Annotated in this window: 18 protein-coding genes; 6 read left to right on the forward strand and 12 right to left on the reverse strand. The window is 72.9% G+C overall.

Features of this window, described 5'->3' with window-relative positions:
• Positions 1-104 precede the first annotated feature (104 nt).
• The 5 genes from poxB to CWIS_RS13980 form a co-directional block, all read right to left on the reverse strand.
• Complete coding sequence (poxB, locus tag CWIS_RS13960; RefSeq protein ID WP_048343902.1) at positions 105-1,826, reverse strand: ubiquinone-dependent pyruvate dehydrogenase; 1,722 nt, start codon at positions 1,824-1,826, stop codon at positions 105-107.
• Positions 1,827-1,890: 64 nt separating this feature from the next.
• Positions 1,891-2,475, reverse strand: a complete 585-nt coding sequence (locus CWIS_RS13965; protein ID WP_048343903.1) for a TetR/AcrR family transcriptional regulator — start codon at positions 2,473-2,475, stop codon at positions 1,891-1,893.
• An 82-nt stretch (positions 2,476-2,557) separates the two neighbouring features.
• The gene (locus CWIS_RS13970) at positions 2,558-3,565 is read right to left on the reverse strand and encodes a DUF2804 domain-containing protein (protein ID WP_048343904.1); all 1,008 of its coding nucleotides are present in this window, start codon (positions 3,563-3,565) and stop codon (positions 2,558-2,560) included.
• 65 nt (positions 3,566-3,630) lie between these two features.
• Positions 3,631-5,334 (reverse strand): alpha-amylase family protein, encoded by a 1,704-nt coding sequence (locus CWIS_RS13975; protein WP_048343905.1) that lies wholly within the window; start codon positions 5,332-5,334, stop codon positions 3,631-3,633.
• A complete protein-coding gene (locus CWIS_RS13980; protein WP_048343906.1) occupies positions 5,331-6,362 on the reverse strand; it encodes a TIGR03885 family FMN-dependent LLM class oxidoreductase in 1,032 nt (343 codons plus the stop codon). The genes CWIS_RS13975 and CWIS_RS13980 overlap by 4 nt, the downstream gene beginning before the upstream one ends.
• A gap of 145 nt (positions 6,363-6,507) precedes the next feature.
• Here CWIS_RS13980 and CWIS_RS13985 point away from each other — a divergent pair, with 145 nt between their 5' ends.
• The 4 genes from CWIS_RS13985 to CWIS_RS17795 all read left to right on the forward strand — a co-directional run bounded on the left by CWIS_RS13985 (position 6,508) and on the right by CWIS_RS17795 (position 12,524).
• Positions 6,508-6,951, forward strand: a complete 444-nt coding sequence (locus CWIS_RS13985; RefSeq protein ID WP_048343907.1) for an SRPBCC family protein — start codon at positions 6,508-6,510, stop codon at positions 6,949-6,951.
• A 184-nt stretch (positions 6,952-7,135) separates the two neighbouring features.
• The gene (locus CWIS_RS13990) at positions 7,136-8,614 is read left to right on the forward strand and encodes an amino acid permease (RefSeq protein WP_048343908.1); all 1,479 of its coding nucleotides are present in this window, start codon (positions 7,136-7,138) and stop codon (positions 8,612-8,614) included.
• Between the two features lie 361 nt (positions 8,615-8,975).
• On the forward strand, positions 8,976-10,418 hold the full coding sequence (locus CWIS_RS13995; protein ID WP_048343909.1) for a dicarboxylate/amino acid:cation symporter: 1,443 nt from the start codon (positions 8,976-8,978) through the stop codon (positions 10,416-10,418).
• Between the two features lie 768 nt (positions 10,419-11,186).
• Entirely contained in the window at positions 11,187-12,524 is a 1,338-nt protein-coding gene (locus CWIS_RS17795) for an HNH endonuclease signature motif containing protein (RefSeq protein WP_197080855.1), read from the forward strand.
• Between the two features lie 224 nt (positions 12,525-12,748).
• Here CWIS_RS17795 and CWIS_RS14005 read toward each other — a convergent pair whose 3' ends face one another.
• Positions 12,749-13,636 carry an HNH endonuclease gene (locus tag CWIS_RS14005; protein ID WP_048343910.1) on the reverse strand — a complete coding sequence of 296 codons (888 nt, stop codon included), beginning with the start codon at positions 13,634-13,636 and terminating at the stop codon, positions 12,749-12,751.
• Between the two features lie 215 nt (positions 13,637-13,851).
• Here CWIS_RS14005 and CWIS_RS14010 point away from each other — a divergent pair, with 215 nt between their 5' ends.
• Both CWIS_RS14010 and CWIS_RS14015 read left to right on the forward strand, forming a co-directional pair.
• A complete protein-coding gene (locus CWIS_RS14010; protein ID WP_048343911.1) occupies positions 13,852-14,232 on the forward strand; it encodes an STAS domain-containing protein in 381 nt (126 codons plus the stop codon).
• A 275-nt stretch (positions 14,233-14,507) separates the two neighbouring features.
• Complete coding sequence (locus tag CWIS_RS14015) at positions 14,508-16,046, forward strand: MATE family efflux transporter (RefSeq protein WP_082156477.1); 1,539 nt, start codon at positions 14,508-14,510, stop codon at positions 16,044-16,046.
• Between the two features lie 132 nt (positions 16,047-16,178).
• Here CWIS_RS14015 and CWIS_RS14020 read toward each other — a convergent pair whose 3' ends face one another.
• The 6 genes from CWIS_RS14020 to dinB form a co-directional block, all read right to left on the reverse strand.
• Complete coding sequence (locus tag CWIS_RS14020; protein WP_048343912.1) at positions 16,179-17,849, reverse strand: ABC-F family ATP-binding cassette domain-containing protein; 1,671 nt, start codon at positions 17,847-17,849, stop codon at positions 16,179-16,181.
• Between the two features lie 357 nt (positions 17,850-18,206).
• Positions 18,207-19,163 (reverse strand): hypothetical protein, encoded by a 957-nt coding sequence (locus tag CWIS_RS14025; RefSeq protein WP_048343913.1) that lies wholly within the window; start codon positions 19,161-19,163, stop codon positions 18,207-18,209.
• 92 nt (positions 19,164-19,255) lie between these two features.
• Positions 19,256-19,516 (reverse strand): hypothetical protein, encoded by a 261-nt coding sequence (locus CWIS_RS14030; RefSeq protein ID WP_048343914.1) that lies wholly within the window; start codon positions 19,514-19,516, stop codon positions 19,256-19,258.
• Positions 19,513-20,061 carry a MarR family winged helix-turn-helix transcriptional regulator gene (locus CWIS_RS14035; RefSeq protein WP_053071754.1) on the reverse strand — a complete coding sequence of 183 codons (549 nt, stop codon included), beginning with the start codon at positions 20,059-20,061 and terminating at the stop codon, positions 19,513-19,515. The genes CWIS_RS14030 and CWIS_RS14035 overlap by 4 nt, the downstream gene beginning before the upstream one ends.
• Before the next feature lie 60 nt (positions 20,062-20,121).
• Positions 20,122-21,228, reverse strand: coding sequence for a DUF1524 domain-containing protein (locus CWIS_RS14040; RefSeq protein WP_048343915.1), 1,107 nt, complete (start codon positions 21,226-21,228; stop codon positions 20,122-20,124).
• Between the two features lie 236 nt (positions 21,229-21,464).
• Positions 21,465-22,691 (reverse strand): DNA polymerase IV, encoded by a 1,227-nt coding sequence (gene dinB, locus CWIS_RS14045; RefSeq protein WP_197080856.1) that lies wholly within the window; start codon positions 22,689-22,691, stop codon positions 21,465-21,467.
• Positions 22,692-22,737: the final 46 nt, after the last annotated feature.

Here is a 22,737-nt window from a genome sequence, read left to right on the forward strand (position 1 = left end):
TCGGTCGCCGCCCGGCTGCCGAAGGTCGCTCGTCGCGGACCGGGACGACGAGCGACCCTCGGCAGCCGCGTGCGGCCCGCCGAACGGGCGCCGGAGCCCCGAGGTCAGAAGACCTGGCGGAGGTTGGCGCGGGTCAGGTCGAGCAGCTCGTCGCCCCGACCGGACAGGAGCGTGCGCAGCGCGTAGAGCGCGAAGCCCTTGGCCTGGTCGAGCTTGACCGACGGCGGGATGGTCAGCTCCTGGCGCTCGGTGACCACGTCGACGAACGCCGGACCGTCGTACGCGAACGCCTGCTCGAGCGCGCCGCGCAGGTCCGAGGACTTCTCGACCCGGAACGCCTTGAGCCCGGCGGCCTCGGCGATCGCGGCGAGCGACGGGTTCTCGAGGTCGGTCGCGCTGGTGACGAAGCCCGCGGCCTTCATCTCGAGCTCGACGAAGTTGAGCGACGAGTTGTTGAAGACGACGATCTTGACGGGCAGCTTGTTCTGCGTGAACGTCAGGAGCTCGCCGAGCAGCATCGCGACGCCGCCGTCGCCGGACATCGCGACCACCTGACGGCCCGGGAACGCGGCTGCTGCGCCCGCGGCCTGGGGGAGCGCGTTGGCCATCGAGCCGTGGATGAACGAGCCGATGAGCTTGCGACGCCCGTTCATCGTCAGGTAGCGAGCGGCCCAGATGACGGGCGAGCCGACGTCCGGGATGAACACGGCGTCGTCGGACGCGATCTCGTCGATCAGCTTCGCGACGTACTGCGGGTGCAGCGGCTGCGAGCCCTTGCGCGGCGTCGCGAGGTCGTCGAGCTTGGTGCGGGTCTTGGCGTAGTGCGCCAGCGCGTCGTCCAGGTGCGAGCGGTCGGACTGGCGCGACAGCCGCGGCAGCAGGCCCAGCAGGGTCTCGCGGACGTCGCCGACGAGCCCGAGCTCGAGCGGCGTGCGGCGGCCCAGGCGCTCGCCGCGGATGTCGACCTGGATGACCTTCGCCTTCTCGGGCAGGAACGGGCGGTACGGGAAGTCGGTGCCGAGCATCAGCAGCGTGTCGCACGACTCCATGGCCTTGTACCCGGACGCGAACCCCAGCAGGCCGGTCATGCCGACGTCGAACGGGTTGTCGTGCTCGACGAACTGCTTCGACCGCAGCGTGTGCACGATCGGCGCGCCGAGGGTGTCGGCGAGTGCGAGCAGCTCGGCGTGCGCGCCCTCGACACCTGCACCGGCGAGGATCGTCACGCGCTTCGCGTCGTTCAGGAGCCCGGCGGCCGCCGCGAGCTCGTCGTCGGACGGCACGACCCGCGGCTTGGTGGCGCGGATGGGCGTGACGGTGGCGTCGTCGGCCTCGGCGAGCGCGACGTCGCCGGGGATCACGACGACGGCGACCCCCTTCTGCTCGATCGCGGCCCGCATCGCGTTCTGCATGACCCGCGGCATCTGGACCGGGGACGCCGCGTACTCGACGTACACCGAGCACTCGCGGAACAGCTCCTGCGGGTGGGTCTCCTGGAAGTAGCCCGAGCCGATCTCGGAGGTGGGGATGTGCGCGGCGATCGCGAGCACCGGCACGCCCGAGCGCTGCGCGTCGAACAGGCCGTTGATGAGGTGCAGGTTGCCCGGTCCGCACGAGCCCACGCAGACCGCGATCTCGCCGGTCAGTGCGGCCTCGGCGCCCGCGGCGAACGCCGCTGCTTCCTCGTGGCGCACGTGCACCCAGTCGATCCCGGAGCCGCGCAGCGAGTCCGTGAACCCGTTGAGCGAGTCCCCGGGGATGCCGTAGACGCGCTTGACGCCCGCGGCGACGAGCGTGTCGACCATGTTCTTGGCGACGGTGGTCATGCGTGGTCTCCCTGATGTGGGTGGGGTGGTGCGGCGGGGTGTGCCGCGCGGGTGGAGCTCGAGGTCAGGTCGTGATCGCGGGCCAGACGAGGGCGCACACGTGCTCGGCGAGGTCGTCGTCGAGCGGGGCGTGCCCCCAGATCAGCCTGTGGTACGCGGGCGCGAACAGCGCGTCGACGACGAGCGCGGGGTCGGTTCCGGCGCGCACCTCACCGGTGGCGATGCCGCGCTCGAGGTGGCCGATCGCTGCGTGACGGCGGGGTTCCATCCACTGGTCCAGCAGCGCGGTCGCTGTCGCCGCGTCGGTGATCGACGCGGACATCAGCTGGCGCAGGAGCCGTCCGGCGGGGGTGTCGCGCAGCAGGTGGACGAGCGCGTCGACCTGGGCGGTGAGTGCGGTGCGCACCGGGAGGTCGTCGTCGAACTCGATGCTCGCGTGGAAGCGGTCGAGCAGTCCTTCGAGCAGGACGGCGGCCGACGAGGGCCACCACTTGTAGAGCGTCGTCCGCGAGACGCCCGCGCGCGTGGCGATCGCGTCCATCGTCGGCAAGGTCTCGCTGCCGAGCGCGAGCTCAGCGGCGGCGTCGAGCACCGCCTGCCGGCGCTCGACCGACCGCGGACGCCCGCGCGGCGCGCCCTCCGATTTCATGGACACGCTGTTCACTATATCCCCGCTCGCGCCACGGTCCCGTGTCTCGCCGGTCACAGGCTGGGCATGCGGCCGGTGCCGCTCACCAGAGCTGGTTGACGTCCTCCGCCGAGCCCAGGAGGTCCTCGATCTCGAGCCGCGTGCCGTCGTCGAGCGTGACCCAGCCGGACCAGTGGCCGAAGCACTGATGGGTGGACGAGCGCACGACGCGCAGGTCGGTGTGCGAGACGCGGTCGTGGAACGGCGTGAACGTGAGGTCGGCGCACGCGCCGCGGACAGTCCACGGGTCGGTCCAACGCCCGTCGGTCCAGGTCCAGGTCAGGTCCTCGCGGAGCTTGTGCAGGCGCCCGTCGACGACGACCGCGTTCTCGGTCGAGCCGGTCCCGTCGGTCCACCGGCCGCCGAGCTGCAGCCCGACCGTGCGGCCGTCGACGACGCCCGCGCCGAAGCCCCAGTTCCACGACAGCTCACGCGGCCAGTACCCGCGGCCGTGGTCGAGCACCGCGAACGAGCCGAGCGGCACGTCGAACGTCCGGCCGTCGACCTCGAGCCGCCCGACGACCGGCCGCGCGACGTCCTTCACGGTGTACTGGAACGTGCGCGAGTCCCACGGCACCACGACGCCGAGGCGCTCGTGGCCGGGCGGCAGCGCGGCGGTGACGTCGAGCCGGACCCGGCCGGTGCGGGCACGCAGGCGCGTGCCGTGCTCGTCGTCGTCGAACTGGGCCTTGACGGCGCGCGTGGTGACGCTCGCGGGTCCGGTCCCCAGCGTGCCGGGAAGGGAGGTCCCGCGGGCGAACGGTGCGATCGCGACGGCGTCGACCTCGTCGCGCGTGGCCCGGTCCAGGACCCACACCTGCGCCAGGCCCGCGTAGTCGAGCGACGAGATCGTCACTCCGACGACGTGCGTGGGGGTCAGGACCGCCCAGTACTCCCACCGCTTGGCCCGGCCCCAGCGTCGTGCCCAGCGGCCGACGCGGTCGGTGTCGTGCAGGGGGGTGCGGCTCCAGCCGACGGCGTCGGGGTTGAGCCGCCCGGACGGCAGCTGCAGCGGGACGGGGAGCGTGATCTCCTGCGCGTCGATGAGCACGCGGGGATCGTCGCAGACGGACGAACGTCCGGCCGGTGGGCGCGCCTGTGTCCGTGCCAGGGTGGTCAGATCAGGCGGCGTTCCGTCGCGTGCACCACGCGTAGCCAGCGGTAACCGTAGCCCGGCAGCTCCAGGGTGGTGCGGCCACGCGCGTCCAGCGCGGCCTCGCCGGGCTGGAGCAGGTCGACGAGCCGGACCGGTGCACCCTCGCTCGAGCAGTCGCTCAGCTCGAGCGGAACGCTGACCGGCTCGGGGGCGAGGTTGTGCAGCGCGACCATCGAGCCGTCGTCCCAGGTCGAGCGGTGCGCGAGCACGGCGGCATGCGGCTGGTCGAGGATCTCGACCTCGCGCGCCCAGCCCAGCTCGGGGCTCTCGCGGTAGCGCCGGGCCAGGAGCCGCATGAACGCCAGGAGCGAGTCCGGGTCGAGCCGCTGCTCGGCCACGTTGACGTGCCGGGGACCGTAGCCGTCCTCGACCACCGGGCCGGGCAGGCGGGACGGTGCGGCCCGGCTGAAGCCGCCGTTGCGCTCGGCGGTCCACTGCATCGGGGTGCGCACCGCCATGCGGCCCTCGGCCGCGAGGTTCTCGCCCATGCCGATCTCCTCGCCGTAGAACAGCACGGGGGTGCCGGGCAGCGAGAACAGCAGCGAGTAGACCATCCGGATGTGGCGCGGGTCGCCGTCGAGCATGGTCGGCAGGCGACGGCGCAGACCGCGCCCGTACAGCTGCATGTCCTCGTCGGGCCCGAACGCGGCGAAGACCTCAGCGCGCTCGTCGTCGGACAGCTTGTCGAGCGTGAGCTCGTCGTGGTTGCGCACGAACGTCGCCCACTGCGCATCCCGCGGGATCGTCGGACGCGCGGCGAGGGTCGCGGCGAGCGGGCGTGCGTCGTGCCGCGCGAGGGACAGGTACAGCTGTTGCATCCCGACGAAGTCGAACTGCAGCGTGAGCTCCGTGCCGTCGGAGGTGCCGTCGCCGTCGTCGTCGCCGAAGAACTGGCGCTGCTGGTCGTACGGCAGGTTCACCTCGCCCATGAGGACCGCGTCACCCGATCGCCTCGTGAGGAACGACCGCAGGTCGCGCAGGTAGTCGTGGGGGTCCTCGAGGTCGTCGTCCGGGCCCTTGGCGGTGTCCGCGAGGAAGAACGGCACGGCGTCGACGCGGAACCCCGACAGTCCGAGCTCGGTCCAGTAGCCGACGACCTTCGCGATCTCGTCCCGCACCTTCGGGTTGGCGGTGTTCAGGTCCGGCTGGTGGCGGTAGAAGCGGTGGCGGTAGTACTCGCCCGTCGCGTCGTCGCGCGTCCAGATGCCGGTCTCCTGATCGGGGAACACCACCTGGTCGCTCGTGTCCGGCGGCTTCGTCGCGCTCCACACGTAGTAGTCGCGGTAGGGCGAGTCCTTGCTGCGCCGGGCAGAGCGGAACCACGGGTGCCGGTCGCTCGTGTGGTTCACGACGAGGTCCGCGATGACCCGGATCCCGCGGTCCCGGGCGGTGCGGATCAGTCGCACCAGGTCGCCGACGTCGCCCAGCCGAGGGTCGACGCCGAGGAAGTCGGTGATGTCGTAGCCGTCGTCGCGGTCGGCCGTCGGGTAGAAGGGCATGAGCCACAGGCACGTGACGCCGAGGTCCGCGAGGTGGTCGATGCGCTGCGTGAGGCCCTGCAGGTCCCCGACGCCGTCGTCGTCCCAGTCCATGAACGTCTCCACGTCCAGGCAGTAGACGACCGCCGTCTTCCACCACAGGTCGCTCGTCTCGCGCAGCCTCATGCCGCCACCTCCCGCAGCCCGGGCAGCAGGTGCTCGCCCGCCATGTCGAGGAACCGGTCGAGCGTCGCGGACCGCGGCGTCGCCGTCGGGTCCGCGCTGGGGTGCTTGTCGTCCGACGCGCGGGGGTCGGTCGCCACCTGGTGGACGTACACCGCGTCGAAGCCCAGGCCGACGAGCGCCGCGAGCCGGTCACGCAGGCGCGACGGGTCGTGCTCGACGAGCACCGCCCGACGCACGGCCTCGTCGGACACATGTGGGGCGAGCGAGTCGAACGACTCGGGCAGGTCCAGGTCCCACGCCACGGGCGGGCCGAACACCTGCACGCCCCACTGCTCGCGGGCCACCGCCATCGCCTCGTCGGGATCGGGTGCCCACGCGACGTGGACCTGGAGCGCGGCGGTGCCGCGGCCGCCGGCGTCGCGGTACGCGGCGAGCACGTCGCGCAGGCGGTCGGGATGCTGGTTGACGGTGACCAGTCCGTCGGCCCAGTCGGCGTGCGCGGCCGCGGTCGCGGGGGTCACCGCGGGCCCGATCAGGGCGGGCGGCGCGTCGGGCAACGTCCACAGCTTGGCGCGGTCGACCCGCACGAGGCCGTCGTGCGTGACCTCCTCGCCCGCGAGCAGCGCGCGGATGATCGCGACGGACTCGCGCAGGCGCGCGTCGCGCACGTGCTTGGGTGGCCAGCCGTCGCCCGTGATGTGCTCGTTGACGTTCTCGCCCGAGCCCAGCGCGACCCAGAACCTGCCCGGGAACATCGCGGCGAGCGTCGCGGCCGCCTGAGCGACGATCGCCGGGTGGTACCGCTGGCCCGGCGCGTTGACCACGCCGAACGGCAGGCTCGTCGTCGCGAGCGCCGCACCCAGCCACGACCACGCGAACCCGGAGTGCCCCTGCGCGGCACTCCACGGCGCGAAGTGGTCGGAGCACATGCCCGCGTCGAAACCGACCTCGGCCGCGCGCTGCGCCGCCGCGAGGAGGCCCGCAGGGTGGACCTGCTCGTGCGAGTGGTGGAACCCGATCGTGGTCATGGCGATCCTTCCTACCCGGCGCGCGGGCATCGCGCGCGGCGAGCGGGTAGGCGGCCGAGGGGTCGCGCGGCCCGCTCGCGTCGTCGTGGCGCAGGGCGCACGATGCTTGCCAAGCCGCCGCGCGGCGGCCCCGGGGAGGTGGGCGATGGCGACCGTCACGCGTCGGATGCGCTGCGAGCCGCACGACGTGCTCGAGGTGCTCGCCGACGGCTGGAGCTACGCCGCGTGGGTGGTCGGCACCGCCCGGATCCGCTCGGTCGACGACGAGTGGCCCGCGCCCGGTTCGCGCATCGCGCACTCCGTGGGCCTGTGGCCCGCCCTGCTCGACGACACGACGAGCGTCGTGTCCTGGGACCCGGCGGGACGCCTCGAGCTGCGCGCACGGGCCTGGCCCGCGGGGGAGGCGCAGATCCTGCTCGAGGTGCGTCCGCACCCGGACGGCGGCACGTGGGTGCGCATGGTCGAGGACGCGGTCCGGGGGGTCGGCACGCTCGTGCCCCGACCGCTGCGCTCGGCGGCACTCGTCCCGCGCAACGTCGAGACCCTGCGGCGCCTCGCCTACATCGCGGAGGATCGCTCGACCCGCTGAGCCTCGCCCGCGCGCCCTCGTCGGGCCTCTTCTGCGACGAACGGCCCGTGCCGGCCTCGTCGGCTGCCTGTAGACCGACACGAACCGTCTCGCCCGTTGATACGCCCGCCCGGCTGCGACGCGCGTGACCAGGCGAGTTCCGGAACACTCGCACCATTCGGGTGTGGCGGCGGGAGGACCAGGCATGAGCGTGCTGCGGACCAAGACGATCGAGCAGTCCCTGGCCGACGCCGACGAGCCGGAGTACCAGCTCAAGAAGTCGCTGTCGGCGCTCGACCTCGTGGTCTTCGGGGTCGGCGTCGTGATCGGCGCGGGGATCTTCACGCTGACCGGGCGCGCGGCGCACGAGGTCGCCGGACCCGCGATCGTCCTGTCCTTCGTCGTCGCGGCGTTCTGCTGCGCGCTCGCGGCCATGTGCTACGCGGAGTTCGCCTCGACCGTGCCTGTCTCGGGGTCCGCGTACACGTTCAGCTACGCGAGCATGGGCGAGCTGATCGCGTGGATCGTCGGGTGGGACCTGCTGCTCGAGATGTTCCTCGGCGCGAGCGTCGTCGCCCAGGGGTGGAGCGCGTACCTCGGGACGTTCCTGGAGAACATCGGCTGGGTCCTGCCGGAGTCGATCGCGTACGGCGGTGTCATCGACCTGCCGGCCGTCCTGCTGATCGTGTTCCTCGGTGTGCTGATCTCGTTGGGCATCAAGGAGTCGATGCGCGTCAACCTGGTGCTCGTCGGGATCAAGCTGTTCATCGTCCTGTTCGTGATCGTCGCGGGCATCCAGTTCATCTCCGCCGCGAACTACGACCCCTTCATCCCGGCGCAGCAGGTCACGGAGGCGAAGTCGGGCATGACGCAGCCTCTGCTGCAGGCGCTCGCCGGGATCGAGCCGTCGGCGTTCGGGGTGACGGGCATCTTCGCCGGGGCGTCGCTGGTGTTCTTCGCCTACATCGGGTTCGACGTGGTCGCGACCACCGCCGAGGAGACCAAGAACCCGAAGCGCGACCTGCCGATCGGGATCATCGGCTCGCTCATCATCTGCACCGTCCTGTACTGCGCGGTCGCGCTCGTCGTGACCGGGATGGTCAGCTACGACGAGCTCGACCCGGCCGCCGCGCTGGCCAACGCGTTCGAGGTGCACGGCCAGGACTGGATGGCCACGGTGATCTCGGCCGGAGCGGTCGCCGGCCTCACGACCGTGGTGCTCACGCTCATGATCGGCGCGTCGCGCGTGATGTTCGCGATGAGCCGGGACCACCTCCTGCCGCCGCGGCTCGCCAAGGTGCACTCGCGCTACCGCACGCCGTGGGTCATCACGGCCGTCGTCACCGGCGTGTGCGCGCTCGTCGCCGGGTTCACGCCGGTGGGCGTGCTCGAGGAGATGGTCAACATCGGGACGCTCTCGGCGTTCGTGCTGGTCAGCGTCGGGGTGATCGTCCTGCGACGGACGCGTCCGGACCTGCCGCGATCCTTCCGGGTGCCGTGGGTGCCGTGGCTGCCCGCCGTGTCCGCGGCCGTGTGCCTGTACCTCATGCTCAACCTGCCCGTGGAGACGTGGCTGCGGTTCCTCGTGTGGCTCGTGATCGGCTTCGGGATCTACTTCGGGTACTCCCGCAAGCGGTCGCGCGTGGGCCTCGAGGCCGCGCTGCGCGACGCCGACCGCGTGTGACCTCGTCGTTTGATGGGATGAATCTTCCGGGTTACCGTGTTGGAGCCGGAGACCGCCGCACGACGGCGTCCCGCGTCCCCCTCACGAGGAGCTGCCCCGCTGTGAGCACGATCCTGACCGAGCGCCGAGCTGTCGACCTGTCCCGGGTCTCCAGCGCGCTCTGTCGTGCCACCCCCCGGGGCTGTTGACCCCTTCTCGCAGCGCGCGCTGAGCCTCGGCCGCCGCTGACCCGCCGCGCCTGAGCGCGGCCTCCGGCCCTCGTCGGGCCCTCCCTGTCGCACCACCGGGCCGTTCGCCGTGCGTGCCGACGTCACCCTCCCGCGCCGCGGCGCCCTCGTCGCGCGCCCTTGAAAGGTCACCCGTGTCCGACACGTCCCCCCAGCGCAGCAGGCTGCGCTTCCCCTCGTTCAGCGTCCAGGTGATCCTGGGCCTCGCGCTCGGCCTCCTGCTCGGCTGGGTCGCGCTGCAGATGGGGCCCGTCGCCGACGGCTCCGCGAACTGGCTCACGACGACGCTCGACACCATCGGCTCGTCGTTCGTCACGCTCCTCAAGGCGATCGTCCCGCCGCTGGTGTTCCTGGCGATCGTCGCGTCGATCGCCAACCTGCGGCACGTCACCAACGCCGCACGGCTCGCCGGCCAGACCCTGCTGTGGTTCGCGATCACCGCCGCGATCGCCGTCGCCGTGGGCATCGGCCTCGGCCTGCTCTTCCAGCCGGGCGCGAGCTCGACGCTCGACCCCGCCGCCGGCTCCGAGCCCGGCAGGACCGGGAGCTGGATCGACTTCCTCAACGGGCTGATCCCCGGCAACTTCCTGGGCCTGGGCGCCTCGACCCAGCTCGCCGAGGACGGCACCGCGTCCACGTCGATCTCGTTCAACGTGCTGCAGATCGTCGTCGTCGCGCTCGTCGTCGGGATCGCCGCCCTGCGCTCCGGGAAGGCCGCTGAGCCGTTCCTCGCGTTCAACCGCTCGGCGCTCGCCGTCGTCCAGAAGGTGCTGTGGTGGGTCATCCGCCTCGCGCCGCTCGGCACGCTCGGGCTCATCGGCAAGGCCGTCGCGACCTACGGCTGGGACCTGCTCTCGCCGCTCGCCACGTTCGCCATCGCGATCTACGTGGGCCTGGCGATCGTGCTGTTCGTCGTCTACCCGGTGATCCTCAAGGCGCACGGGCTGCGTATCCGCTCGTTCTTCCGCGGTGCCTGGCCGGCGATCCAGCTCGCATTCGTGTCGCGCTCGTCCATCGGGACGCTGCCCGTCACGCAGCGGGTGACCGAGCGCAACCTCGGCGTCCCGTCGTCCTACGCGTCGTTCGCGGTGCCACTGGGCGCGACGACGAAGATGGACGGTTGCGCCTCGATCTACCCCGCGATCTCCGCGATCTTCGTCGCGCAGATCTTCGGCGTGGACCTGTCCCTGACCGACTACCTGCTCATCGCGTTCGTCTCCGTCGTCGGGTCTGCCGCGACCGCGGGGCTGACCGGCGCGGTCGTCATGCTCACGCTGACGCTGTCCACGCTGGGCCTGCCGCTCGCGGGCGTCGGGCTGCTGCTCGCGATCGACCCGATCCTGGACATGGGCCGTACCGCCGTGAACGTCGCGGGTCAGGCGCTGGTCCCGACCGTGGTCGCCAAGCGTGAGGGTCTGCTCGACGTCGCCCGGTACGAGTCGTCGTCCGCTGCGGACCTGTTCAGCGACGACGCGGCGGTTCCGTCCGACGGGGCTGCGGCGTCCGACGAGGGTGTGGCGGCCGACGAGCACGCGGCCGACGAGGCTGATGACCGTCAGCCTGTGTCCGTGGCCTGATCGGCCGAGACCGGCGCGCACGCGCCGGTGAGGGACCGCACTCCTGTCACGTGCAGGGCGAGGCCCCGACTGCGCACCATGCAGTCGGGGCCTCGTCGTCTGTCGTCGCGTGGCCTCGGTGCTGGGCCGTCCCGTGGGCCCGCGGTGCTCGGCTGCCTCGTGCTGCGACGCCGGCTCGGGTGGCGTGCTCCGGGACGGCGGCGCGCCGATCGCTCGTTCGTCGAGCGGCGGTCGACGTCTGTGCGCCGCGTGATCCGTCGATCCGTCGGTGCGCCGGCCCCTGGTGACGTCCCCGTGCGCGGTCGTGTGCGGGACGAGCGATGCCCGCGAGGAGGACCGCAGAGCGCCGACGGCAGGCTGCGGATGCAGCCGAACCGCGCCTGTGGATGGGGCGGGTGCATGTCAGCGGCCTATGGAACACTTGTTCGAATCGAGAGGGCGTCTTGCTGGATCGCACGGGGGTGAGTGATGACGGCGCTGCAGGAACGCGCGCGGCGGGATGTCATCGCACTGCGCGAGCCTCCGAGCATCGACGCGAGCGCGGAACCCAGGAACGCGAGCCGACTGGTGGTCGATGCCCTCGCGCCCGGGCGTGAGGTCGGGTCGCCTGGGAGGGCTCACCTCTCCGGCGCCGATCGCGTGCCGCCCGCCGATCGGCCCGCCGTGGTGACTCCTGCGTGCCGGCCGGAGCCCACGGCATCGCGAGCCACCGGTCGCACAGGCGGGAGACCGTTGGCGCACTGGCCGGTGCACGCGGAGCAGTTCCCTGTGCCTGGCATCGGTGCTGCCGCGCTCGCCGGCCGGCTCGAGTCCGCGGTCGTCGCGGATGCGGACGACGTCGAGCTCCTGGGCCTGGTGGTCGGCTGGCAGCAGCTGATCGGGCTCGCGGTGGCGGCGCAGGCCTCTGTCGTGCGCGAGCTTCTCGCCCGTGGGCACGGGCTGTGGGGCGACCTGCCGCAGGAGGTGGCGGCGGCACTCGCCTGGACCCGGACCGCGGCGCAGATGATGGTCGCGCGCGCGGGGTCGCTGGGGGACCATCCCGCGCTCGACGAGGCGCTGCGCTCGGGTGCGATGGACGTCCGCAAGGTCGACCTGGTCCTCGACGAGGTCGCCGCACTCGTGGTGGGCACGGACGAGCTGCCGGACCGTGACTCGGTCGGGCGGGCGACCGAGCAGGTGGTCGCGATGGCGGCCGAGTCCGCGAGCGACCTGACGCCCACGCAGCTGCGCCGCACGGTGCGACGCGAGGTGCTCGCGGTCGACCCTGCCGCGACGCGCGCCCGCGCCGCGCAGGCCCGGGCTCGCCGGTGCGTGCGGGTCGACTGGGCGCCCGACGGCATGGCCTGGGTGTCCGCGTTCCTGACCGCGCCGGACGCGATGGTCGTGCGCACCGTGCTCGACGCCGCGACGGACGTGACCGACCTCGTCGACGACCGGACCCGTGCCCAGCGCCGGGCGGACCTGTTCGTCGCGCTGTTCCGGGACATCGCCGACTCCGGGGTGCTGCCGTGCGGAGAGCGGCTCCCCACTCGCCAGCGCACGCGACCCCACATCCAGGTCACCGTCGCCGCCACGACGCTCCTCGGTCTCGACGACAACCCCGCCGAGCTCGCGGGTCACGGACCGATCCCCGCCGAGACTGCGCGACTCATCGCCTCCGACGGCACGTGGCGTCGGCTCCTGACGGATCCAGCCGACGGCACCCTGCTCGAGCGGAGCAGCCGCGCGTACCGCCCCGGCGCTGTCCTCGGCGCGCACGTGATCGCGCGCGACGTCACGTGCACGTTCCCCGGCTGCGTGCGCCCCGCCGGGACGTCCGAGCTCGACCACATCGCTCCGTACCGGGCCACGGCCACCGGCGGCGACGTCGGCCCGCCCCAGACGACGGCGAGCAACCTGCACGCGGTCTGCAAGCGCCACCACGACCTCAAGACGCAAGGGCTCTGGAAGGTGACTCGCGACCTGCCCGGCGGTGGAACGGCCTGGACCCCGCAGTTCGGGATCACGTACGTCACGCATCCCCAACCGGTCCTCGCCACACCCCGCGCCTGGCAGCACGCCCCCCGCACCCACCACCCACCCGACGACGCGCCACCACCCTTCTAGCCGTACCGACCCGCAGAGCGACTGACCCGGCCGATCGGTCAGACGCCGTGCACGTTCCGTGGTCGGAGGTGCGCGCGGCTCTGACGGCGCCGCGCGCGCCCCCGGCACACCTGAACGTCGTGGCGCTCGGTCGGCGACGTCCGCGGCGTGGACCGCCGCACTGACTTGTGGTGCCTGACGCTGACGAGTGGTGCCTGACGCTGACGAGTGGTGCCTGACGCTGCTCAGTGGGTGAAGGACTCCCACCGGTGCGCAAGGAGGTCGCGGTCGGGATGGTCGGCCGGTCTGCGCGGCAGGGTGGGGGTACGGCCGTGCATCTCCTGCAGGCCGTGGCGGAGCATCGGGCCGTCGATCTCGTCCATGAGCTCGCGGTCGATGTGGACGACGTAGTCGGGTGTGACGCCGAGCATCTGCTGGTCGAACGCGGCGTGGTGGATCTTGCACAGCGCGAGGCCGTTCGGCGTCGTGGGTACGCCGAGCTCAGACGCGTCGGGTGCGATGTGTGCGGCGTCGAGCAGCGATCCATGACGCAAGGTGCAGACGGCGCACCGCGTCTCGTAGGCGAGCAGCACGCGCGTGCGGAAGGCGGGCTGATGGAGCCGTTGCTTCGCGAGCCTCAGGGCGTAGGCCCGTTGGGGCTCGCTGAGGTGGCGGACGTCGGGCATGTACCGGAACGACTCGTCGAGGGCGATGAGGAAGCAGCTGTCCTCCGGCACGTCGTCGACGACGTACACGGGAGCGATCGGCGTGTAGAAGTTCGCGGTCTCCTTGCGGAAGAGGATCAGGGGCATCCCGGTCTCGATGGCGGCGCGCAGCTTACGGTTGTCGCCGCCGAAGGGGTCCCCGCTGCGGTAGGCGTAGTGCAGGAGGCCGTCGGTCGGGTCCTCGACGTCGTCGTCAGGGCCGTGCGCCGACTGCACGATTGCCAACGTCGACGCGAAGTCCGCGGGGTTCCGGATGCCGCGCGAGTAGTCGATCAGCGGCAGGTCCCGGCCGCCGGCTCGGAACGCGAGCAGCTCGTGCCGGTGGAGGTACCCGCCGTTCGCCTGCGCCCGGTGCTGGACCCACTCGATGATCTCGGCGCGCAGCGCTGCTTCGACTGCGGTGTCCACGCTGGGAGCTCACCACGCCGACGCGCTGCTGGCAAGGATGAGCGGAAACCGGCGATTCGGGCGGAACCGGTGAGTAGCGTCGGGCGTTGTCCCGGTGGTGGGTGAGCGCCGAGAGGCGTGCGGGGCACGTGCCGCGTGGCGGGTGTGGGTGGCGCCGCGTACGGTCTCGTCGGTCGGTCGTGACGGAGCAACGGTGTACCAGCGAGGAGGCAAGGGTGGACGTTGCGGGGGAGATCCGGGTCGAGGTGGAACCGGGCAGCACGGTCGTACGCATGATCGGCGAGATCGACGTCGCGCTGCGGGAGCAGGCGAGCGAATCGATGGTCGCGGCGATGACCAGTGACGGCGCGATCGTCGTCGACGCCTCCGCGGTGACGTTCATCGACTCCTCCGGCGTCGCGTTCGTCCTCCAGCTCTTGCACGCCGCTCGGGAGGCAGGGCTGGCCGTCTCGCTGCACGATCCGGACCGGACGGTGCGCAGCGTGCTGGAGATCGTCGGCGCAGGTTCGCTCCTGCCGCCCGAGCCCGCGGTCGTGTCGGCGGGCAGTGGACCCGCGCTCCTCGGAGACGGAGCCGTCGCGACCTCGATCGGCTGACGCGCGACCAGGGTTCAGCAGGGCGCCAGGCAGCGTCGAGCAATGGTGGGCCAAGCGCGGCCCACGGGTCGGTCAGCGTTGTGCCACGGGTAGATCGCCGAGTGCGCCCGTGTGAGTGAACCGACAATTCGGTGTGCTTCGGGACCGGAAATACTTGCAGGTCAATGGCGATCGTAACGATACGATTCTGGCTGGCGCATCGAACCGAGACACCCCGGCCGGACGCCGCAGCACCCTGCCCGCCCGCCCGCGCACGACCTCTCGGAGCCGTTCACATGGCCAAGGTCCTCACGACCGGCCGCCCCTGGCGCGTCATCCTCGTCTTCGCCGTCCCGCTGCTCGTCGGCAGCATCGTCCAGCAGCTCTACCAGGTCGCCGACGCCTTCGTCGTCGGCCGCACCCTCGGCGTGACCTCGCTCGCCGCCGTCGGCGTCGTCGGGGCGCTGCTGTTCCTGCTGCTCGGTGCCGCGTGGGGCATGACATCCGGGTTCGCCATCCCGACGGCTCAGGCCTTCGGTGCCGGCGACCTCCGCGGGGTGCGCCGGTCGGTCGCGACGGGCACGATCCTGGCGGCGATCGCGAGCGTGGTGCTGACGGTTGTCGCGATGGCGCTCGTGGACCCGGCGCTGGGCTGGCTGCACACGCCCGCCGAGCTGGTGCCCGAAGCCCGGACGTTCGCGCTCGTCAGCTTCGCAGGCTCGGCCGTCACGATGTTCTACAACTACCTCGCGGCGATCATCCGGGCGATCGGCGACTCCCGCACGCCGCTCGTCTTCCTCACCGTGAGCTGCCTGCTCAACGTCGTCCTCGTGATCGGCCTGGTCAGAGGGCTCGGGACAGGGGTCGGGGGAGCCGCGCTCGCGACGGTCGTCTCCCAGGCCGTCTCGGTGCTGCTCTGCCTCGCGTACGTGCGGCGCCGCGTCCCGGTCCTGCACGTGCGGCGTGAGGACTGGCGGATCGACCGCGACGACGTGTGGCGGCACCTGCGACTCGGCCTGCCCATGGGCTTCCAGTCGTCGATCATCGCGATCGGCACGCTCGCGGTGCAGCTGCGGCTCAACGAGCTCGGCCCCGACGCAGTCGCGGCGTACACGACCGCCGCTCGCGTCGACGGTCTCGCCGTCGCGCTGCTCGCCTCGCTCGGCCTCGCGGTCTCGACGTTCGTCGCCCAGAACCACGGCGGCGGCCGCCCGGACCGGATCCGGCGCGGCGTGCTCCAGGCCATCGGCATGTCGCTGATCGGCGCGCTCCTGCTCGCCGCCGTCCTCATCACGAGCGGCGCGCACCTGGTCGAGCTGTTCGTGGGGCCGGGCGAGGAGCGCGTGGTCGAGATGGCGGCGCTGTTCCTCACCGTCAACGGTGCGATGTACGTGGTGCTGGGCGCGCTGTTCGTGCTGCGTGGTGCGCTGCAGGGGCTCGGGCAGTCGTTCGTCCCGACGATGACGGGCGTGCTCGAGCTCGCGATGCGCGTCGGTGCGGCGGTCGTGCTCGGCGCCGCGTTCGGCTACACCGGCGTGGTGTGGAGCAACCCGCTCGCGTGGATCGGCGCGATCGTGCTGCTCGTGCCCGCCTACGCCCGCGCGCACCGGATCCTGGGTGCGCGACAGGACGCCGCCGCGGTCGCGGCGAGCCCGACCACGACGAGCCCGACCACGACGAGCCCGACCACGACGAGCCCGACCACCGGGACACCCGTGGAACCGGGAGACGTCGGGGCGCCCGAGGTCGTCGTGCCGCAGCCGCGCGACGGCGCTCACGACGACGCGCACGACGAGCCGCGCGTCGACGGTCGGATGGCGCTGCCGACCTCCTGAGGCACCGCGCCCGACGACGCCCCGCCCGCCCGCGTCGCACTGCGACGACGGCGGGCGCGGCGGCGAGCGGTGGCGGTCCCAGGCCCCGGCGCGGAGGCTCAGGGCCCGGCCGCTCGTCGTGCGCCTCGCGTGTCAGGGCGAGGGCTCCACCTCGCGCAGGTCGCCCGTGCGGTCCAGCTCGAGCATGCGGTCGAGGGCGAGGCGCGCCAGGAAGGCGTCGTCGTGGCTCACGACGAGGAGCGCGCCGCGGTAGGCCGCCAGCGCTGCGACGAGCTGGTCGACCGTGGTCAGGTCGAGGTCGTTCGTCGGCTCGTCGAGCACCAGGAGCTGCGGCGGAGGGTCGGCGAGCAGCAGCCGCGCGAGCGCCACGCGGAAGCGCTCGCCGCCCGAGAGCGTCCGCACCGGGCGGTGCACCGTGTCGCCGCGCAGCAGCAGGCGCGCCAGTCGGTTGCGCAGGTCCCGGGTCGGGACAGACGGGGCCGCGGCGCCGACGAGCTCGAGCGCGCTCGCGTCGTCGTCCAGGTGCCACGACCGCTGCGGGAGGTACCCGACGCGATCGGTCAGCAGGCGCACGCGCGACGCGTCGATCGGCAGCTCGCGAGCGTCGTCGCCGCCCGGCGTCCCGTGCACGAGCAGCTCGAGCAGCGTCGTCTTGCCCACACCGTTGGCCCCGACCAGCGCGACCCGCTCCGGACCCTGCACGACGATCGTCGAGGCCGCGTCTCCCGACGAGCCCGGCAGCTCCGCGATCCGGCGGCCGCGCGGCACGTCGGGGTCGCCGAGCTCGAGGTGCACCGACTCGTCGTCGCGCACCCGCGCGGCCGCAGCCTGCGCGGCGGCGCGCGCGGAGGCGACCTTGTCGTCCATCGCGCGACGGTGCCGGCCCGCTGTCGCCTCGGCCTTCGACGCCCAGGCGTTCAGCACGATCGGCGCTGCCTTGGCGTTGAGCGCCATGGTGCGGCCCTGCCGGGCACGCCGTGCGAGCTTGGTCTCGGCCTCGATCCGCTGCCTGCGCTCGACCTTCACCTGCTGCTCGGCGGTGCGAGCGGCCTGCGCCGCCGCGTGCTGCTCGGTCTCGAGCTGCGCTCGCCACGACGTGTACGGCAGTCCGTGGACCGACAGGCGGCTCGCGTACAGCTCCGCGGTCTCGTCCATCTCGTCCAGGAGTGCCGTGTCGTGCGAGACGACGACGAGCGCGCCCGGCCAGGTGCGTACCAGCTCGCGCAGCGCGGCGCGCGCGGCTCGGTCGAGGTTGTTCGTCGGCTCGTCGAGCAGCGTGACGGCCGCGCGCCGCAGCCGGAGCCCGGCGACGGCGACGAGCATCGTCTCGCCCCCGGACAGCGTCGCGACCGGGCGGCCGAGGTCGTCGGCGCCCAGACCGAGGGAGTGCAGCGCGTCGGCGGCGCGGGCCTCGACGTCCCAGTCGTCGCCGACGACCTCGAAGTGCCGCTCGGCGACGTCGCCGGACTCGATGGCGCGCAACGCAGCGAGCGTCGCGCCGACACCCAGCAGGTCGGCGACCGTCGCGGCGGCGTCGAGCGTGACGTGCTGCGGCAGGTAGGCGACGTCGCCGGCGACGACGACCGAGCCGGACGTGGGCGTCAGCAGACCCGCGGCGAGCCGCAGCAGCGTCGACTTGCCCGAGCCGTTCGCGCCGACCAGACCGGTACGGCCTGGCCCGAACGAGCCGGTGACGTCGGTCAGGGTGACGGTCCCGTCGTCGCGGACGAGCGTGACGTCCGCGAAGGTGACCGAGGGGCGCGCCGATGTGCGCGCAGGGGAGGGCGAAGAGGGGGTGAACATACGGGCTCCGGGGGTTCGGCGGGTGCGCTGACCCTCGCCCGCGCCTCACGGGGCGGCGGGGGATGTGGTCAGCGCGGCTGGCGCGGCGCGAACCGGGTGCCCGTCATGATCACGACCTTCGTTCGACGACAAGGACGACGTACGGTCTCACGACCTCGCAGGCGCCGGCAATGGAATATGGGTGCCTCTCGGCCGGTGTGGAACGCGGCGGCGGCGCCGAGCGAGGACTGCCTGCGAGCCACGACGCGCGGTGAGCGTGCACGGCGTCGAGGCTCGGATACGCCTGTGCCGTTCGCTGACGGCTCCGACGGCGCGGGTCTGTCGTCCTGGGTGTCGGCGGCCGCACCCCGGCCCGGGTCAGATCGAGGTCTTGCGTGCGGTGCGAGGCCGCGCCGTGGCGGAGGGTCTCCCGGACGTGGGGGTGGCGGTGGCGGACGTGGCAGGTGCCGGTGTCGTCGCCGGCGCCGTTCCCGGGGGGTCTGCGGGGGTCGTCGAGGTCTGTCCGGCGGGTGCCGTCGCGGGTGGCTGCGCCGCCGTCCCCTCGGTGTCCGCCGCGGTCGTCGGGGTCTGCGGTCCCTTGGCCGGGGGAAGCAGGACGACCCCGCTCGGCGGGAGCCCTTCCTGCGCTCGCTGCTCCGCGCGTGCCGTCGTGACGGTGTTCGACCCGAAGTAGAAGGCCGCCACCGCGGTGACGAGCGTCGCGACCGTCGTCACGAGCTGCTTGGCGAGGTCGTCGGACGTGCGGGTGGCGGTGGGCGGCGGGTAGAGCACGACGTCGTAGACGGTGGTCCCGTCCTGCAGGCGTTGCGTCGAGGTCTGCACCTGCTCGATCGGGATCTGGGCGAGCTGCGCCGTGCTCAGCCCCTCGAGCGAGCGGAACGAGGCCGGGTCGCTCGACACGCGGTTGCGCGTCGCGTCGAACAGGAACATCGCGCTGATGAAGAACAACATGATCAGCAGCAGCGCGATGACAGCGCGCACGCTCCCGGTCGGCAGGCCCATCGCCTCGTGCCCGTTGTCCAGGCGCAGCCGCTTGAGGATCACGCTGAGCGCGCCGACGACGAGGATCAGCACGACGGCCGCCGCCACGAACACGAGTGACAGGGCGGCCGTCGGCTGATCGGTATTGAGCCGCTGGAGCAGGAGGACGATCGCCGCGAGGACGCCGACCGACACGAACGCCGAGATCACGAGCGCCGTGACGGCCGACCACCGGTTGCTCTCCATCTCGCGCGCGGCCGGGCCAGGTGTGGACTCGGCGTCCTCACCCTGTGCGGAGCGGCGGATCTGGCGCCACATGCTGCGCACGCCCATGACGCCAGGGTGATCGTCCGGACAGACCGGGCACAGACCTGTTGTGGGTGATCTTCACCCGAGAGGGTGACAGGCCCTGGCGCGAGCGACGGTCACTGGGCCAGCGAGGGGTGGCCGCGCCAGGCCGGCATGGTCGCCATGTAGGCGCGGGTCTGCGCCTCCACCTCGGCGCGCGTCGCGCCCGGGCTGCGGCGCTCCTGCCACGAGACCATGCGCTCGAACCGCTCGTCGAACGACTGCAGCGCACCGGTCTCGTCGGTGCAGTACTGGCAGTACCGGCCCGACTCGATCGGCATGCCACAGCTCTCGCACGCGGCGGCGTGGACGTGGTCGTTCTGCGTGGTGGTGCTCATCGTGCTTCTCCTTCGTGGGGGTGGTGCAGGTCGGTGGCGGTGCTCGTAGCCGCGGGGGGTGACGCGCGAGGGCCAGCGTCGTGGGCGTCCAGGGCCGCGGTCTGAGCCGCGTCGTCGGCCGCGAGCAGGTCGCGCAGGTCGGCGAGCAGGCGGTCGCGCTGCTCGCGGGGCAGGAGCGCGGCGGCGCGGCCGACGAGTGCGGGGGACAGGACGCGGCGGTCGGCGGCGAGGCGGTCGAAACCCTCGCCGGTGAGCCACACGAGCGTGCGGCGACGATCGGCGGGGTCGCGCTCGCGGGCAAGCAGTCCGTCGCGCTCGAGGTGCGTGACGATCTCGCTCACGACGGACTGCGCGCGGCCGAGGTGGCGAGCGGCCTCGCCGACCGTCAACGGGCCGGACATCGCCAGGTGCTGGAGCACGGCGCGCGAGGCTCCCGCGAGCTCGGAGCGCGGCTCGTCGCGGCGGTGGAACCGCAGGTAGGCCCGCTGGAACAGGTCCTCGAAGCGGGTGCCGAAGTCGTCGGACGGGGTGGTGGTCGGGCTCATACGGCCACCGTCGTCCAGGACCGATCCATCGTCAATCCCGATGGATCACCCGCGTGCGCGTCACTCGCAGGCGATGCCGTCGTCGTCGCGGTCGAGGCCCGAGCGGTAGCCCGGATCGCCCCGGTGCAGCGGAGCGGCGCCCGCCGCACGCGCCTGCGCGCAGCTCGCGTAGTACACCTCGCCATCGCCTGTCGACAGCGGTGGTGGGGGCGTCGGCTCGGGCGCACCGGACGCGGCGGGCGTGCCCACCGTCGGCGCGCCCTCGGAGGGCACCTGCTCGTCGGGGCACGTCGCGAGCACGCGGGCGATCGCGTCGCGCTCCGCCTGCGTCACCCAGAGCCCGTACGCGTGCTTCACCGCGACCTGCCGCGCGACGTACGCGCACCGGAAGGCACGGTGGGGTGGCAGCCACGTCGCGGCGTCTCCGGCGCCCTTGCTCTGGTTGAGCGGGCCGTCGACCGCGAGCAGGTTCAGCGGGTCGTTGCCGAACGACTCGCGCGTCGCCGCGTCCCAGCGCTGCGCGCCCTTCTGCCACGCGTCGGACAGCGCGACCACGTGGTCGATCTGCACGTCGCCGGACGTCGCCTGCCCGCGGACGAAGCCGATCGTGCGGCCCGAGTACGGGTCGACGAGCGTGCCGGACTCGACGACGCACCCGTCGCCGCGCACCGCCTGGTCCACCAGGTCGCGGCGCAGGATGTCGTTGCGCGTGTCGCACCCGTTGCGGTCGAGGTCGACCGCTCGGTAGGCGAACAGCTCACGGTCGTACCCGGTCTGCGGCGCCCGGCCCTTGACCTCGAGGAGCGCGAGCGTGGCGAGCGCGGTCGGGGTGGTGGACGCCGAAGGGGCGGTGCCGGGTGCGGAGTCGCCCGGCGCGGACGGGCCGGCCGCGGGGGAGTCGGGCGCGCTGCTGGCCGTCTCGTCGGACGACGGGGGAGCCGGTTGGCCCGTGTGGACGTCGGTGGGACCGGGCGTGCTCGTCGTGGCAGGACCTGCGGGCGCGCCGCTGGCGGCCCCGAGGGACCCGCACGCACCGAGGACGACGAGGCCGACGAGCACCACGAGGCCGACGAGCACGACGGCGACGGACGACGACTGTCGCGCGGACCGGTGTCGCCACCGGTGCGCGGACCCACCGTCGAACGGCTTGCCGCGCATCGCACCCATGCCCTGACATCGGCAGCGGAGCGCGTGCGCCCGAGCCGATGGCGGTGTGATCTGCGCGCTTGGCGAGCCGCCGTCCACGCCTTCTCAGGGCCAAGGCCAGCGCCGGCCCGGGCGGGGGTTGGGGGCAGGGCATGTGCCGCGGTAGCGCGGATACCCGTCGAGCGGATACCCGTCGAGCGGTGCCGGTGATCGTCTGGTTCGCGGTGCCGGGCTCTCTGGCGCGATGGGTCGCCCCCTCAGGTGTCCGGGGGTGGGTCCGGCAGCAGGGGTGCGGCGAAGCCGTCGCCGACGACGAGCAGGCTCGCGCGCGTCAGGGCGCGGGACCCGAAGCGCTGCGCGAGGTCGTCCGTGGTGCGGTCGAGGTCCTCGTGCGAGCGGTCGAGCGGGAGGGCGGGCTGCACGACGGCGTCGCTGCCCAGCCCGGTCAGGGCCACGCCGACGAGAGTGATCCCACGCTCCGCGACGAGCTCGCGCGCCGAGTCCAGCAGCGTCAGCGCGGCCGCGCGCAGCTCGTCGGACGAGGCGGTGCCGAAGGCGAGCGAGCGCGACCTCGTCGCGCGCGAGAAGTCCGCGAACCGCAGGCGTAGGACCACCGTCCGCGCCGTGCGGCGCCCTGCTCGCAGGCGGCGGCACACGCGGTCGACCAGGCCCAGGAGCGCGGCTCGCACCGCGTCGGGGGAGTGCGGTCCGCGGCCGAGCGCGCGTTGCGCTCCGACGGAGCCGCGCGCGCGGTCGGTCACGACGCGCTCGGGCGTGCGGCCGTGCACCACCGCGTGCAGGTGCGACCCCGTGGCGGGTCCGAGGACGGCACGCAGCACGCCCTCGGGGAGGTCCGCGACATCGCCCGCGGTGCGCAGCCCGAACGCGCGCAGCTTCGTCGCGGTGGTCTCACCGACTCCCCACAGCGTCTCGACGGGCAGCGGGTGCAGGAACGCGGCCTCGTCGTCCGGCGGGACCAGGAGCAGCCCGTCCGGCTTCGCGACGCGGCTGGCGACCTTGGCGAGGAACGGCGTGCGCGCCACGCCGACCGTGATCGAGAGCCCGACCTCGTCGCGCACGCGGGCCCGCAGGCGTGCGCCGAGGTCGACGGGCGGGGTCGGGTCCACCCGGCGCAGGCCGCGCACGTCGAGGAACGCCTCGTCGATCGACACGCCCTGGACCTGCGGGGTGGTGTCGCGGAAGATCGCGAACACGGCTTCGCTCGCCTCGACGTATGCGTCGAACCGCGGCGGCACGACGATCAGGTCCGGGCACAGCCCGCGCGCCTGCCGACCGCCCATCGCGGTGCGGACGCCGCGGCGCTTCGCCTCGTACGACGCCGCGAGGATCACACCGCCGCCCACGGCGACGGGCCGCGCGCGCAGGCGGGGGTCGTCGCGCTGCTCGACCGATGCGTAGAACGCGTCGAGATCGGCGTGCAGGATCGTCGCGCGCCCCGCCGGCCCGCTCTGGGGAGTGGTCACGAACACATGTTCGAACCTGCCACTGACAGAGTTTGACGTCCACCCT

The sequence above is a fragment of the Cellulomonas sp. A375-1 genome (genome assembly GCF_001040865.1).
Classification (GTDB): Bacteria; Actinomycetota; Actinomycetes; order Actinomycetales; family Cellulomonadaceae; genus Cellulomonas; species Cellulomonas gelida.